This window comes from Microtetraspora malaysiensis (genome assembly GCF_001528665.1).
GTDB lineage: Bacteria > Actinomycetota > Actinomycetes > Streptosporangiales > Streptosporangiaceae > Microtetraspora_A > Microtetraspora_A malaysiensis.
The window spans coordinates 148250-161926 of sequence record NZ_BBYJ01000009.1 but is presented as its reverse complement, the minus strand read 5'-3'; the positions used below and the strand labels follow the sequence as shown (position 1 = coordinate 161926).

Sequence of the window (13677 nt, the reverse complement as noted above, 5' to 3'; positions counted from 1 at the left end):
CGTCACTCCTTGACCTGCGACTGGCGGCGAAGGGCCCGCTCGGTCAGCGCCGGGGCGGAACCCACGTAGGCGGCGGGGTCGAGCAGACGGCGCAGCTCGTCCTCCGTGATGGGGAGTCGTTCGTCGCGGAGCGCCTCGTCCAGGCCGACGCCGTCGGCGGCGGCCCGGCGCGCGGCGCGTTCCACCGCGGCCCTGGCGGCGGCGCGGCCGAGCGCCGGGGTGAGCGCCGCCGCGAGGCGTTCCGCGAGGAGGAGGCCGCCGGTGTGGCCGAGGTCGGCGCGCATCCGGCCGGGGTGGACGCGCAGCCCCTCCGCCAGCTCGGCGGCGTTCGCCGCGGCTCCGCCCGCGACACGCAGCAGCTCCCGCAGCGCGGGCCACTCGGCGTGCCACGCGCCCGCCGGGCGCTCGTCCTCCGCGGCGAGGGACGCCAGGAGGACGGCGGCGAGCGCGGGCGCCTGCCGCGCGGCCGCCGCCATGAGCGTGGCGCGGACCGGGTTGCTCTTGTGCGGCATGGCGGACGAGCCGCCGCCCGCGCCTTCGGAGAGCTCGCCGATCTCGGTGCGGGTCAGCACCAGCACGTCGGCGGCCATCTTGCCGAGCGCGCCGGCGGTGAACGCGAGGGCCGACCCGAGGTCGGCCACCGGAGTGCGCAGCACATGCCAGGGCAGCGGCGGCTCGGCCAGCCCGGTCTCGGCGGCGAACCGGCGCAGCAGCGCCACCCCCACGTCGAGGCCCTCGGCCGCGGCCGGGTTCCCCGCGTACTCGTGGAAGGCGGCCAGCGTCCCCGCCGCGCCGCCGAGCTGCGCGGGCAGCGTGAGGCGGGAGAGCCGGTCCGTCGCGTCCAGGACCAGGGCGCGCCACCCCGCCGCCTTGAGCCCGAAGGTGGTCGGTACGGCGTGCTGGGTGAGCGTGCGCGCGGGCAGGACGGTGTCGCGGTGCTCGGCGGCGAGCCGGGCCAGCGCCGCGGCGGCGCGGCCGAGGTCGGCGGCGATCAGCGGCAGCGCCCGGGAGGCCACCAGCATCAGCGCGGTGTCCACGATGTCCTGGCTGGTCGCCCCCAGGTGCACGTACGGCGCGGCCTCGGGGGCGCGGCGGGCCACGGCCGCGGTGAGGTCGGCGACCAGCGGGATCGCCGGGTTGCCGCCGGCCCCGGCCCGCAGGGCGATGTCGCGCACGTCGTAGAGCCGGGCGTCGGCGGCCGCGCCGATCGCCTCGGCGGCGGAGGCCGGGACCATGCCGAGCGCGGCCTGGGCCCGGGCGAGCGCCGCCTCTGCGTCGAGCATCGCTTGCAGGACGGCGACGTCGCCGGTGGCCTCCTCGACGGCGCTCCCGGTCCAGGCGGGGGTGAGCAGGCCCGGCTCGCCGGGCCGCCCCTCGTCCGGGCTCCGGGCCGGGATGTCAGCCGAAGTCAAGGAAGACCGTCTCCTCGCCGCCTTGAAGGCGGATGTCGAACCGGTAGGTCCCGTCCTGCTCGGGCCGGGCGATCAGCGTGGCGCGGCGGTCCGGGTCGAGGGAGTCGAGCAGCGGGTCGCCCGCCGTGTCCTCCAGGTAGACGCGCGTGTACAGGTGGTGCAGCAGCCCACGCGCGAAGACGCACACCGAGATGTACGGCAGGGCCCCGGGAGCGGCGGGCCCCGGAGGGAGCGTGCGGAGCGTCCAGTGGCCGTCGGCGTCGGCCGCTACCCGGCCGAACCCGGTGAAACCGACGCCGGAACGGCCGGCGAAGGAGCCGGTGACCGGGTCGCGGCGCATCGAGCCGGGCGCGCCCGTCAGCCCCCCTGCGGGGTCGGCCTGCCAGAACTCCAGCAGCGCGTCGGGGATCGGCTGCCCGGCGCCGTCGAGGACCGCGCCGTGCACGATGATCGCCCCCGGGTGGCCGGGCGGGACGAGGTCGCCCCCTCCCGCGAACGGCAGCGCGTAGCCGTAGAAGGGGCCGATGGTCTGGGACGGTGTGGGCGGTCTCAACGGCCTTCCTCCATGCAGGTCGCGGACGGCCCGTCGAGGACGATGTCCCAACGGTAGCCAAGCGACCACTCGGGGCTGGACAGGTCATGGTCGTACGTGGCGATCAGGCGCTGCCTGGCCCGCTCGTCCGTGATCGAGTTGAAGATCGGGTCGTACGGGAACAGCGGATCGTTCGGGAAGTACATCTGGGTGATGAGCCGCTGGGTGAAGGCGGTGCCGAACAGCGAGAAGTGGATGTGCGCCGGGCGCCAGGCGTTCAGATGGTTGCGCCAGGGGTAGGCCCCCGGCTTGATGCTGGTGAAGGTGTAGCGGCCCTCGTCGTCGGTGAGGCAGCGGCCGGTGCCGGTGAAGTTGGGGTCGAGCGGGGCCGGGTGCTGGTCGCGCTTGTGCGCGTACCGCCCGGACGCGTTGGCCTGCCAGATCTCCACGAGCTGGCCGCGCACCGGGCGGCCGTCCCGGTCGAGGACCCGGCCGGTCACGACGATCCGCTCGCCGAGCGGCTCGCCGTGGTGCTGCCGGGTGAGGTCGCTGTCCAGCTCGGTCACGTCGGTGACGCCGAACACCGGCCCGCGCAGCTCGGTGAACGCCTCGGGCGCGGCGACCAGGGGCCGCTCGGGGTGGCGCAGGACGGAGCTGCGGTAGGGCGGGTAGTCGCGCCGCGGCTGGAGCTCTTCGGGGGCGCCGTCCGCGGCGGCCTTCTCGGCCTCCGTCCGGATCCGCGCCATCTCGGCGTCGATGACGGCCTGGGGTTCGGGCGTCGGGGGGGTCGTGCTCATGCCTGCCTCCTCGCTGTCATGGGGCTCCTTCGTTTCGCCGGTCAGCGTTCCAGGACGACGGCGAGGCCTTGGCCCACGCCGATGCAGAGGGCGGCCACGCCGGTGCCGGAGCCGGCCGCCGCGAGCTGGTGGGCGACGGCGCCGGTGATCCGCGCGCCCGAGGCGCCCAGCGGGTGGCCGATCGCGATGGCGCCGCCGCGCGGGTTGACGACGGCGGGGTCGAGGTCGGGCCACCGGCCGAGGCAGGAGAGCGCCTGCGCGGCGAACGCCTCGTTCAGTTCGACGGTCAGCAGGTCGGCGAAGGTCCGGGAGGCCCGCTGAAGCGCCCGGTTGACCGCCTCGACCGGGCCGATGCCGAAGTACTGCGGCTCGACCGCGGTGACCGCGCAGGCCCGGACGCGGGCGAGCGGCTCACGCCCGGTGGCGGCGAGCCCGGCCTCGTCGGTGAGCAGCAGCGCCGCCGCACCGTCGTTCAGCGGGGAGGAGTTGCCCGCGGTGACCGTGCCGCCCTTCCTGAACGCGGGCTTCAGCCTGGCCAGCGCCTCCGGCGAGGTGTCCTCGCGGATGCTCTCGTCCCGGGCGAGCCCGTCGAGCGGGACGACCTCGGCGGCGTACGCGCCGTCCTTCCAGGCGCGGGCCGCCTTCTCGTGGCTGGCCAGCGCGAAGGCGTCCTGCTCCTCGCGGGTGACGCCGTACCGGTCGGCGAGCAGCTCGGCGCTCTCGCCCAGCGCGATGGTCCACTCCTCGGGCATCCGCGGGTTGACCAGCCGCCAGCCGAGCGTGGTGGACACCATCTGCTGGTGCCCGGCGGGGAACGCCCGCTCGGGCTTGGGCACCACCCAGGGGGCGCGGCTCATCGACTCGACGCCGCCCGCGATCGCGACGGAGGCGTCGCCCACCGCGATGGCGCGGTACGCCTGGATCACGGCCTCCATCCCGGAGCCGCAGAGCCGGTTGACGGTGCTGCCCGGGACGGTGACCGGGAACCCGGCGAGCAGCGCGGCCATGCGGGCGACGTTGCGGTTCTCCTCGCCGGCGCCGTTGGCGTTGCCGAACACCACGTCGTCCACCCGCGCGAGGTCGAGCGCCGGGGTGCGCTCGGCGAGCGCGCGCAGCGCGTGGGCGGCCAGGTCGTCCGGCCGCACGCCGGCCAGCGCTCCGCCGTACCTGCCGACGGGAGTACGGACGGCGTCGACGATGTACACGTCACGCACGGGGGTCACCTCCGGATTTGAGCGCGCGGAGCGCGGCCAGCTCGGCCTGGGTGGGGGGTTCGGTGACGCCGACGGAGTCGGCGACGCGCAGCTTCCAGCCGGTCGCCTCGGTCACCTGCTCGACGGTGACCCCGGGGTGGATCTCGGTGAGGACGAGCTCGGCCGTCTCGGGGTCGGGACGGAGCACGCCGAGGTCGGTGATGACCGCCACGGGGCCCTGGCCCAGCAGGCCGAGCCCGGCCCGGTCGCCGGGGCCGGAACCGTGCCCGACGGTGGTGACGAAGTCGAGCCGCTCCACGAAGTTGCGCCGCGAGTGGCGCAGCACCATCAGCACCTTGCGGCAGCTCGCCGCGATCTCGGGGGCGCCGCCCGCGCCGGGGAGCCGTCCCTCGGGCCGGTCCGGCCCCCGGTCGATCACGGTCGTGTTGATGTTCGCGTACCGGTCCACCTGGGCGGCGCCGAGGAAGCCGACGTCGATCCGCCCGGCCTGCAGCCAGTAGTTGAAGATCTCGGGGACCGACACGACCGCGTCGGCGGTGGCGGCCAGCTCGCCGTCGCCGATCGACAGCGGCAGCCGGGTCGGCTTGGACCCGAGCGTGCCGGACTCATAGATGAGCACGAGGTCCGGCTGGGAGGTGCGGCGGGCCAGGTTGGCCGCGGCGCTGGGGAGGCCGATGCCGACGAAGCAGGTGCGCGACCCGTGGAGCGCGCGCGCCGCGTTGACGGTCATCAGCTCGTCGGCCGTCCAGTCCGGCGCGGCGTTCGTCGTGTCGCTCACGATGCCTCCAGCACGTGCTCGCGCATCCAGGCCAGGAACGCCTCACGGTCCCGGGAGATGGGGTCCCATGCCTGGTAGAAATCGTTGTCGCGGACCGAGTAGCCCGCCGCGTACGAGGGGTGGGCGCCGTTCGGCACGTGGGCCACGGCGCTCACCGTCCAGCCCGGCAGGACCACGGCGTCCGGCATCGGCTCCAGCTCGTCGACGATCTCCTCCACGGTGACCAGGACCCGGTCGGCGGCGAGCGCGGCCTCCTTCTGCACGCCGACGAGCCCCCAGAGCTGGACGTTGCCCGCGCGGTCGGCGCGCTGCGCGTGGATGACCGTGACGTCGGGGTTCACCGCGGCGACGGCGGCCAGCTCCTCGCCGGTGAACGGGCAGGTGACGGTGGCGATGGTCGAGGAGCGCTTCGGCAGGTCGCTGCCCCGGTAGCCACGCAGCACCGCGAACGGCAGCCGGGACGCGCCCGCGACATAGCGGTTGGCCATGCCCGCGTGGCTGTGCTCGTCGAGCTCCAGCGGGCGCGGCCAGCCGTTCTCGACCGCGTCGCGGAACCGGTGCAGCGAGCCCACCCCGGGGTTGCCGCCCCAGGAGAAGACCAGGCGTCGCGCGACGCCCATGCCGATGAGCTGGTCGTAGATCACGTCGGGGGTCATGCGGACGAGGGTCAGGTCGGTGATGCCCTGGCGGATGATCTCGTGCGCGGCCGCGAACGGGATCAGATGGGTGAAGCCCTCCATGGCGACGGTGTCGCCGTCATGGATGAGGTCGGCCACGGCGTCACGCAGACTCCGGATCTCTGCCATCGCTCCTCGGGTTGTTCGCAGGGTTGTTCGCCCAGTGAACTTTCGTTCATAATTGACTTGCCAGGAGTTTCCTCCCGCCTACGAACGGATGTCAAGATGGATGTCGTCGGGCCGCTCGAACGAGGGCTGGCCGTGCTGCGCGTCATGTCGGCGCCCGGTGGGCACCGGATGCGTCCGAGCGAGCTCGCCCGAGCCACCGGACTCGCCCGCTCGACCGTGGACCGCGTGGTCGCCACCCTCGTCCACCTCGGCCATCTGCGCGAGATCGACCGCGAGGTCGAGCTGGCCCCGCCACTGATGGAGCCGGGCAACGCCTACCTGGCCGGCTGCGGCATCCCGGACGCGCTCGGACCGGTGGCCGAGCGGCTGGCCGACGAGTTCGACGAGTCCGTCTCCGTCGCGGTGCCCGACGGCGACGGCGTCAGGTTCGTCACCCAGATCACCCGCCGGCGCACCATGTCGCTGGCCTTCCGCATCGGCGACCTGCTGCCCGCCGAGCGATGCGCCCCCGGCCCGCTCTTCGCCACCGAGTGGGACGAGGCCGCCCGGGCGGCCTGGCTCGCCCGGCGCGCGTCACCGGAGCGCTTCCCCGAGCGCTTCCCCGCCGTGCCCGCGCGCCCGCCCGTCGAGGCGGAGGAGTTCGACCGCCGCGTCGCCCACGCCGCCGCCGACGGCTGGGCGGCCGACGACCAGCTCATCGAGCCCGGCCTGATCGCGGTGGCCGTGCCCGTGCGCGGCCCGTCCGGGCGTGCGGCCTGCGCGGTCAGCGTGGTGAGCCACACCAGCAGGCACACGGTCGCCTCGCTCGCCGAGGCGACGCTCCCCCGGCTACACGAGGAGGCCGGCGCCATGGAGGCGGCCCTCTCGCGCGTCCTGGCGGAGCGAGCCTCCGGCGGGCCGGGCGCGGCGGCCGCGCCCCCGGCCGGGGCGGACCCCGCGCGGACGGCCAAGCGCGAGCTGGGGCCCGAGTTCCTGCAGTCCCTGGCCAGGGGGCTCACGGTGCTCTGCGCCCTCGACGGCACGCGTTCGCTGTCGGAGGTCGCCGAGAGCACCGGCCTGGCCCGGGCGACCGCGCGACGCGCGCTGCTCACCCTGGAGCACCTCGGCTACGTCGAGCACGCCGGACGCGACTTCCGGCCGCTGCCCCGCGTGCTCGAACTCGGATACGCGCACCTGTCGTCGCTCGGCTTCGCCGAGATCGTGCAGCCGCACATGGCCGACCTGGTCCGGCGCACGCACGAGTCGGCGTCCATGGCGGTGCTCGACGGCGACGACATCCGCTACGTCGCGCGGGTGCCGGCCTACAAGATCATGAGTGTCGACATCACGGTCGGCACCCGGCTCCCCGCGTACGCGACCTCGATGGGGCGGGTGCTGCTGGCCGGCCTCCCGCACACGGAGCGGGCGGCGCGGCTGGCCGGCGCGGACCCGCGCCCCATCACCGGGCGGACCGTGACCGACCCGGCGGAGCTGGCGGCGATCGTCGAGGGGGCGGCCGAGCAGGGGCACGCCTTCGTGGACGAAGAGCTGGAGGAGGGGCTCCGCTCGCTGGCCGTCCCGGTCAGGGACCGCGCCGGCCAAGTGGTGGCCGCGCTCAACGTCGCGAGCCACGCGGCGCGTGGCCCCGTCGAGGAGACACTCGCGGCGCTGCTGCCCCCGCTCACCGAGACGGCCTCCCGGATCGAGGCGGATCTGCGCGCGGTGACCCGGGGCCGGCGGCTCCGCCTCCCCTGAGCGCCACGTGTCACTGACAGAAGGTAATTGAATCGATACTATTTGTAGCGATCCGTCGCCTTGCCGACACTGCGTGAGGGTACGGACACTGGGATCACCACGGCAAAAACGGTGCGCCTCCGGGGGTGGTCCTGGTGTACGAGCACGACGGATTCAGCGCGAACGAGAAATGGCCGTTCGAGTGCCTGCGCTGCTGGCTCGTCTGGGAGGAGGAGTACGTCGTCCGACGCCTCTCCGACGGGCACGGCAACGACGTCGTCGTGTGGCTGCGCGGCGACCTCCCCGTCCAGTCGCCGTGGGCCGGGACGATCTGCCCCAACTGCGGGTGCGGCAGCGTCACCACCTTCCCCGCCGGCTATCTGGCGCACCACGCGGAGATCGCCGCCGCGTCCGGCGTGCCGGCCGTGCCGGTGACCCCGCACCGGCCGGATCGGGACGAGCGGACCACGCGACCCGCCGAACGGCCCGCGCGACCGGCGTGGGCCCGGCCGCCGGCCCCCGCCCGGCAGGCCGGACCGGCCGGAGGCGGGCTCCGGCGGGCGGCGCGGGTGCGTCACCGGCCCGCGTACCTGCTCGGCACCCTGCTGGCGATCTCTCTCCTGGTCTTCATGACCCTGGAGTTCTACCGCAAGGTGCGCGTCCACTGAGCGGAGCGCGTCACCCGCGTCCGCGCTTGACCTCGAAGAAGATCGGGCTGCGCAGCAGCGGCTCGACGGCCTCCCACAGAGCCACGCCGTCCTTCTCTCCGGGGATCTCGGACAGGATCGGCCCGTGCAGGCCCCGCTCCGCCCCTTCCAGGATGATCACGGGTGAGCCGATGTCCGGCCCGGCCGAGGAGAACGCGCGGTCGTGGGCGGCGCGGACCGCCGCGTCCCACGCCGGGTCGTCCAGCGCGGACACCGCGTCCCCCACCCCCGCCGCCCGGGCCGCCTCAGCCACGACCTCGTCGGTCAGCGGGGCCCCGGCCTCGTGCACCCGGGCGCCGAGCTCGGCGTAGAAGGCGGCGGCCCCTTCGCCGCGGCCGCCCGCGTGCAGCGCCTCGACCAGCCGCAGCGCACGCGCGGAGGCGGCCATCGGCGCCCGGTACGCCTCCGGGATCTCCTTGCCCTCGTTCAGGACGGCGAGGCTGAACGACCGCCATTCGACGGCCAGCCCGCGCGCCTCGGCGACGTTCGCGAGCCAGCGCGACGCGCGCCAGGTCCATGGGCAGACCGGGTCGAAGTGGAAGGTCACGTCGGCCACAGGGTGGTCCTTTCGCTCATGTCTCCAGTGTCTCTCCGCGTGTCTCCGCGGTGACGCCGCCGGGATCGACGCCGGCGACCGAAGGATGGTCCCACGCCCCTGACCGCGGGTTCGCCCCGGGATATTGACGCGCGATCTCGCCGAGGGTAGTTTCACGAGAAATTAAAAGGAAAGCTTCCTAATAGTAATACGGAAACCCGCAGGCGGGAGCGCGCCCGTGCCGCGATCACCACCCGGCAACGCCGATCCGTACTCACCCCCACCAATCGACGAGAGCTCCCCGCCTCGTCACGCGTCCATCGCACCCCCAACCCCCATCAGCCCACCGGACGTGGAGCACGCATGAAACGCACCATCATCCCGGCACTTCTGGCGGCGGCGGGCTCGCTGCTGCTCCCCCTCGCGATCGCACCGCCCGGCGCCCAGGCGGCGGTCACCACCCCGATCCGGGTCAACGCGAACGGCCCGGCCTTCACCGACGGCTCCGGCAACGCCTGGTCGGCCGACAAGGCCTACTCCAGCGGAAGCTGGGGACACGAGACGCTGTACGGGTCCGGGTCCGCCTCCGGCACGATCGCGGGCACCTCCGACGGCTCCCTCTACCAGACGTACAACCTGTTCAACGGCTGGACGGGCTACAAGTTCGACGTCGCCAACGGCACGTACACCGTCAAGCTCCGGATGGTCGAGGACTGGGCCAACGCCGCGGGTCAGCGCAAGTTCGACGTGCGCGCCGAGGGCGTCAACGTGCTCACCGGCTTCGACATCTTCGCCTCCTGCGGGCGGCTCACGGCCTGCGACCGGACCTTCACCACGACGGTGACGGACGGCCAGCTCAACGTGCAGTTCAACATGAACGGCGGCGGCAACTACGCCACGGTGTCGGCCATCGAGGTCACCGGCGGCACCGGCGGCGGCGACGACACGACACCGCCCACCGCGCCGGCCAACCTGAAGGTCACCGGCACCACGACCACGACAGCCGCACTGTCCTGGACCGCCTCCACCGACGACGTCGGCGTCACCGGCTACGACATCTACCGGGGCGCCACCCTCGCCGGCACCTCGACCACCACCACCTTCACCGACACCGGCCTCACCCCGAACACGACGTACACGTACACGGTGAAGGCGCGGGACGCGGCCCAGAACGTCTCGCCGGCCAGCAGCCCGGTCACCGCGACCACGAAGAAGGACACCGGCGGCGGCGATGACACGACGCCCCCGACCGCGCCGGCCAACCTGAAGGTCACCGGCACCACGACCACGACAGCCGCACTGTCCTGGACCGCCTCCACCGACGACGTCGGCGTCACCGGCTACAACGTCTACCGGGGCGCCACCCTCGCCGGCACCTCGACCACCACCACCTTCACCGACACCGGCCTCACCCCGAACACGACGTACACGTACACGGTGAAGGCCTTCGACGCCGCGCAGAACCTGTCCCCCGCGAGCAACCAGGTGTCGGCCACCACGCAGAAGGACGGCGGCGGCACCGGCGGCAACAAGCTGATGGGCTACTTCATCCAGTGGGGCGTCTACGGCCGCAACTACCACGTGAAGAACGTCGAGACCAGCGGCTCCGCGTCGAAGCTCACCCACATCAACTACGCGTTCGGCAACGTCACCGGCGGCCGGTGCGCCATCGGCGACAGCTACGCGGACTACGACAAGGCCTACGACGCGGCCGGCAGTGTGGACGGCGTGGCCGACACGTGGGACCAGCCGCTGCGCGGCAACTTCAACCAGCTCCGCAAGCTGAAGGCCAAGCACCCCGGCCTGAAGATCCTGTGGTCGTTCGGCGGCTGGACCTGGTCCGGCGGCTTCGGACAGGCCGCGGCCAACCCGGCCGCGTTCGCCGACTCCTGCTACAACCTCGTCAACGACCCCCGCTGGGCCGGCGTCTTCGACGGCATCGACATCGACTGGGAGTACCCGAACGCCTGCGGCCTGACCTGCGACAGCAGCGGACCGGCGGCGTTCAAGAACCTGATGGCCGCGCTGCGCACCAAGTTCGGCCCGAACGCCCTGGTCACCGCGGCCATCACCGCGGACGCGTCCGACGGCGGCAAGATCGACCTGGCCGACTACGCGGGCGCCGCGCAGTCCGTCGACTGGTACAACGTCATGACGTACGACTTCTTCGGCGCCTGGGACGCGAAGGGCCCGACCGCGCCGCACTCGCCACTGACCACCTACCAAGGCATCCCGAAGGAGAAGTTCGACACCGCCTCGGCGATCAAGAAGCTGCTGGACAAGGGCGTTCCGGCGGGCAAGCTGCTGCCCGGCATCGGCTTCTACGGCCGCGGCTGGACCGGCGTGACCCAGGCCGAGCCCGGCGGCACCGCCACCGGCCCGGCCCAGGGCACCTACGAGCAGGGCATCGAGGACTACAAGATCCTCAAGACCAGCTGCCCGTCGAACGGCACGATCGCCGGCACGGCGTACGCCAAGTGCGGCAGCAACTGGTGGAGCTACGACACCCCGAGCACGATCGCGGGCAAGATGAGCTGGGCCAAGGACCAGCGCCTCGGCGGCTCGTTCTTCTGGGAGCTCAGTGGTGACACCGCGGGCGGCGAGCTGATCACGGCCATGAAGAACGGCCTCGGCTGACCCGGCGCCGGGGGCGCGGCCTACCTGACCCCGCGCTCCCGGCGTCCTTCTCCGTCCGCGTCGTACGGCCCTGCCTGGCCGTACGACGCGGACTGTCGGAGGCGTCGGGCAGAATAGGCGACCGTGACGACCTCTATTCAGCAGCGGATCGCCGACGAGCTCGGCGTGCGCGAGGCCCAGGTAACAGCGGCCGTCGACCTGCTCGACGGTGGCGCGACGGTGCCGTTCATCGCCCGCTACCGCAAGGAAGCGACCGGCATGCTCGACGACGCGCAGCTGCGCACCCTCGAGGAGCGGTTGCGCTACCTGCGCGAGATGGAGGAGCGCCGGGCGGCGATCCTGGAGTCGATCCGCTCCCAGGGCAAGCTCGACGAGGCCCTCGAGGCGCAGATCATGGCCGCCGACTCCAAGTCACGGCTCGAGGACATCTACCTCCCCTACAAACCCAAGCGGCGCACCAAGGCGCAGATCGCCCGCGAGGCGGGACTGGAGCCGCTGGCCGACCAGCTGCTGGCCGACCCGACGCTCGACCCGCACGCGAGCGCCGAGGCCTTCGTCGGCGAGTCCGTCGCCGACGCGGCGGCGGCGCTCGAAGGCGCCAGGGCGATCCTGGTCGAGCGGTTCGCCGAGGACGCCGACCTCATCGGCGAGCTGCGCGAGCGCATGTGGTCGCGGGGCCGGGTGGCCGCCGCCGTCCGCGAGGGCAAGGAGGAGGCCGGCGCCAAGTTCGCCGACTACTTCGACTTCTCCGAGCCCTTCACCAAGCTCCCCTCCCACCGCATCCTCGCCATGTTCCGCGGCGAGAAGGAGGAGGTCCTGACCCTCACGCTCGACCCCGAGGCCGAGGAGCCCAACGGGTACGAGCTGCGCATCGCGCAGCGCTTCGGCATCCGTGACCAGGGGCGGCCGGCCGACCGCTGGCTGTCCGACACCGTCCGCTGGGCGTGGCGCACCCGCGTCCTCGTTCACCTCGGCATCGACCTGCGCACCCGCCTGTGGCAGGCGGCCGAGGAGGAGGCGGTCCGCGTGTTCGCGGCCAACCTGCGCGACCTGCTGCTCGCGGCGCCGGCCGGCACCCGGACGACCATGGGTCTCGACCCCGGCCTGCGCACCGGCGTGAAGGTGGCGGTGGTCGACGCGACCGGCAAGGCGGTCGCCACCGAGACGATCTATCCGCACGAGCCGAAGCGGCAGTGGGACCAGTCGCTCGCCGCCCTCGGGCGGCTCGTCCAGCAGCACGGCGTCGAGCTGATCGCCATCGGGAACGGCACCGCCTCGCGGGAGACCGACAAGCTCGCCGGCGAGCTGGTCAAGCTGATGCCGGGGCTGACCAAGATCGTGGTCTCCGAGGCCGGGGCGTCGGTCTACTCCGCCTCCGCCTACGCCTCGCAGGAGCTGCCCGGCCTCGACGTGTCGCTGCGCGGCGCGGTCTCGATCGCCCGCCGCCTGCAGGACCCGCTGGCCGAGCTGGTCAAGATCGATCCGAAGTCGATCGGCGTCGGGCAGTACCAGCACGACCTGTCCGAGGTGAAGCTGTCGCGCTCGCTCGACGCGGTGGTGGAAGACTGCGTCAACGGGGTCGGCGTCGACGTCAACACCGCCTCGGCCCCGCTGCTGACCCGCGTCTCGGGCATCGGCTCCGGGCTGGCCGAGAACATCGTGGCCCACCGCGACGCCAACGGCCCGTTCCGCTCCCGGCGGGCGCTGAAGGATGTGCCGCGGCTCGGTCCGAAGGCGTTCGAGCAGTGCGCGGGCTTCCTGCGCATCCCCGGCGGCGACGACCCGCTCGACGCGTCGAGCGTGCACCCGGAGGCCTACCCCGTCGTCCGGCGCATCCTCGACTCCGCCGGGAGCGACATCAAGAACCTGATCGGCAACACCGCCGCGTTGCGGGCCGTCGATCCGGCCCGGTTCGTGGACGACACCTTCGGCCTGCCGACCGTGACCGACATCCTCAAGGAGCTGGAGAAGCCGGGTCGCGACCCGCGTCCGGCCTTCAAGACGGCCACCTTCAAGGAGGGCGTCGAGAAGATCTCCGACCTCAAGCCGGGCATGGTGCTGGAGGGCGTGGTCACCAACGTCGCGGCCTTCGGCGCGTTCGTCGACGTCGGCGTCCACCAGGACGGCCTGGTGCACGTCTCGGCCATGTCCAGCAACTTCGTGAAGGACCCGCGCGACGTGGTGAAGCCCGGCGACATCGTCCGGGTGAAGGTGCTCGACGTCGACATCCCGCGCAAGCGCATCGGTCTCACCCTCCGGCTCGAGGACGAGACCCCGGCGCGCGGCGACCAGCGCCAGGGCGACCGCGGCGGCCGTCGGGACGGCGGCCAGCGGGACGGCGGCCAGCGGGACGGCGGCCAGCGGGACCAGGGCGGCCGGTCCCGCCAGGACCGCGGCCGGTCGGGCCGCGGCTCGTCGGGCGGGTCCGGCGGCCGGGGCTCCGCCGCCCCCGGCGGCGCGATGGCCGAGGCGCTGCGCCGCGCCGGTCTCACCGACCGCTGACGGAAGCCACCGGGCCGGCTGATCGAGCCGGCCCGGTGCCGTGC

The 13677-nt window shown here is 73.4% G+C and carries 11 protein-coding genes; 4 read left to right on the top strand and 7 right to left on the bottom strand.

Annotation, left to right across the window (positions count from 1 at the left end; genetic code table 11):
* Positions 1-2: 2 nt before the first annotated feature.
* The 6 genes from pcaB to AWQ71_RS12880 all read right to left on the bottom strand — a co-directional run bounded on the left by pcaB (position 3) and on the right by AWQ71_RS12880 (position 5539).
* Positions 3-1412: a 3-carboxy-cis,cis-muconate cycloisomerase gene (gene pcaB, locus AWQ71_RS12905; RefSeq protein WP_067131980.1), complete on the bottom strand. Its 1410-nt coding sequence runs from the start codon at positions 1410-1412 to the stop codon at positions 3-5.
* Positions 1399-1965, bottom strand: a complete 567-nt coding sequence (gene pcaG / locus AWQ71_RS12900) for a protocatechuate 3,4-dioxygenase subunit alpha (protein WP_067131978.1) — start codon at positions 1963-1965, stop codon at positions 1399-1401. Before pcaG ends, pcaB begins: the two co-directional genes overlap by 14 nt.
* Positions 1962-2690 carry a protocatechuate 3,4-dioxygenase subunit beta gene (gene pcaH, locus AWQ71_RS12895; RefSeq protein WP_439650370.1) on the bottom strand — a complete coding sequence of 243 codons (729 nt, stop codon included), beginning with the start codon at positions 2688-2690 and terminating at the stop codon, positions 1962-1964. Before pcaH ends, pcaG begins: the two co-directional genes overlap by 4 nt.
* A gap of 92 nt (positions 2691-2782) precedes the next feature.
* Positions 2783-3955: a thiolase family protein gene (locus AWQ71_RS12890; protein ID WP_218001760.1), complete on the bottom strand. Its 1173-nt coding sequence runs from the start codon at positions 3953-3955 to the stop codon at positions 2783-2785.
* Positions 3948-4685, bottom strand: a complete 738-nt coding sequence (locus AWQ71_RS12885) for a CoA-transferase subunit beta (RefSeq protein WP_067132348.1) — start codon at positions 4683-4685, stop codon at positions 3948-3950. The genes AWQ71_RS12890 and AWQ71_RS12885 overlap by 8 nt, the downstream gene beginning before the upstream one ends.
* 44 nt (positions 4686-4729) lie before the next feature.
* The gene (locus tag AWQ71_RS12880) at positions 4730-5539 is read right to left on the bottom strand and encodes a CoA transferase subunit A (RefSeq protein WP_067131968.1); all 810 of its coding nucleotides are present in this window, start codon (positions 5537-5539) and stop codon (positions 4730-4732) included.
* 96 nt (positions 5540-5635) lie between these two features.
* Here AWQ71_RS12880 and AWQ71_RS44620 point away from each other — a divergent pair, with 96 nt between their 5' ends.
* Both AWQ71_RS44620 and AWQ71_RS12870 read left to right on the top strand, forming a co-directional pair.
* Positions 5636-7273: an IclR family transcriptional regulator domain-containing protein gene (locus AWQ71_RS44620; protein WP_067131965.1), complete on the top strand. Its 1638-nt coding sequence runs from the start codon at positions 5636-5638 to the stop codon at positions 7271-7273.
* Positions 7274-7407: 134 nt separating this feature from the next.
* Positions 7408-7920: a hypothetical protein gene (locus AWQ71_RS12870; RefSeq protein ID WP_157570320.1), complete on the top strand. Its 513-nt coding sequence runs from the start codon at positions 7408-7410 to the stop codon at positions 7918-7920.
* A 10-nt stretch (positions 7921-7930) separates the two neighbouring features.
* On the opposite strand, the gene AWQ71_RS12865 is transcribed toward AWQ71_RS12870, so the two are convergent.
* The gene (locus AWQ71_RS12865) at positions 7931-8515 is read right to left on the bottom strand and encodes a mycothiol-dependent nitroreductase Rv2466c family protein (protein ID WP_067131960.1); all 585 of its coding nucleotides are present in this window, start codon (positions 8513-8515) and stop codon (positions 7931-7933) included.
* A gap of 342 nt (positions 8516-8857) precedes the next feature.
* Here AWQ71_RS12865 and AWQ71_RS44360 point away from each other — a divergent pair, with 342 nt between their 5' ends.
* Both AWQ71_RS44360 and AWQ71_RS12855 read left to right on the top strand, forming a co-directional pair.
* Positions 8858-11131 (top strand): glycosyl hydrolase family 18 protein, encoded by a 2274-nt coding sequence (locus AWQ71_RS44360; protein ID WP_084258824.1) that lies wholly within the window; start codon positions 8858-8860, stop codon positions 11129-11131.
* Positions 11132-11254: 123 nt separating this feature from the next.
* On the top strand, positions 11255-13633 hold the full coding sequence (locus AWQ71_RS12855; protein ID WP_067131957.1) for a Tex family protein: 2379 nt from the start codon (positions 11255-11257) through the stop codon (positions 13631-13633).
* Positions 13634-13677 lie beyond the last annotated feature (44 nt).

Bases quoted from the DNA above. Each gene is read 5' to 3' on its own strand.
- pcaH (WP_439650370.1), bottom strand. From the start codon at position 2,690: ATGGCGCGGATCCGGACGGAGGCCGAGAAGGCCGCCGCGGACGGCGCC.
- AWQ71_RS12885 (WP_067132348.1), bottom strand. From the start codon at position 4,685: ATGACCGTCAACGCGGCGCGCGCGCTCCACGGGTCGCGCACCTGCTTC.
- AWQ71_RS12880 (WP_067131968.1), bottom strand. From the start codon at position 5,539: ATGGCAGAGATCCGGAGTCTGCGTGACGCCGTGGCCGACCTCATCCAT.
- AWQ71_RS44620 (WP_067131965.1), top strand. From the start codon at position 5,636: ATGGATGTCGTCGGGCCGCTCGAACGAGGGCTGGCCGTGCTGCGCGTC.
- AWQ71_RS44360 (WP_084258824.1), top strand. From the start codon at position 8,858: ATGAAACGCACCATCATCCCGGCACTTCTGGCGGCGGCGGGCTCGCTG.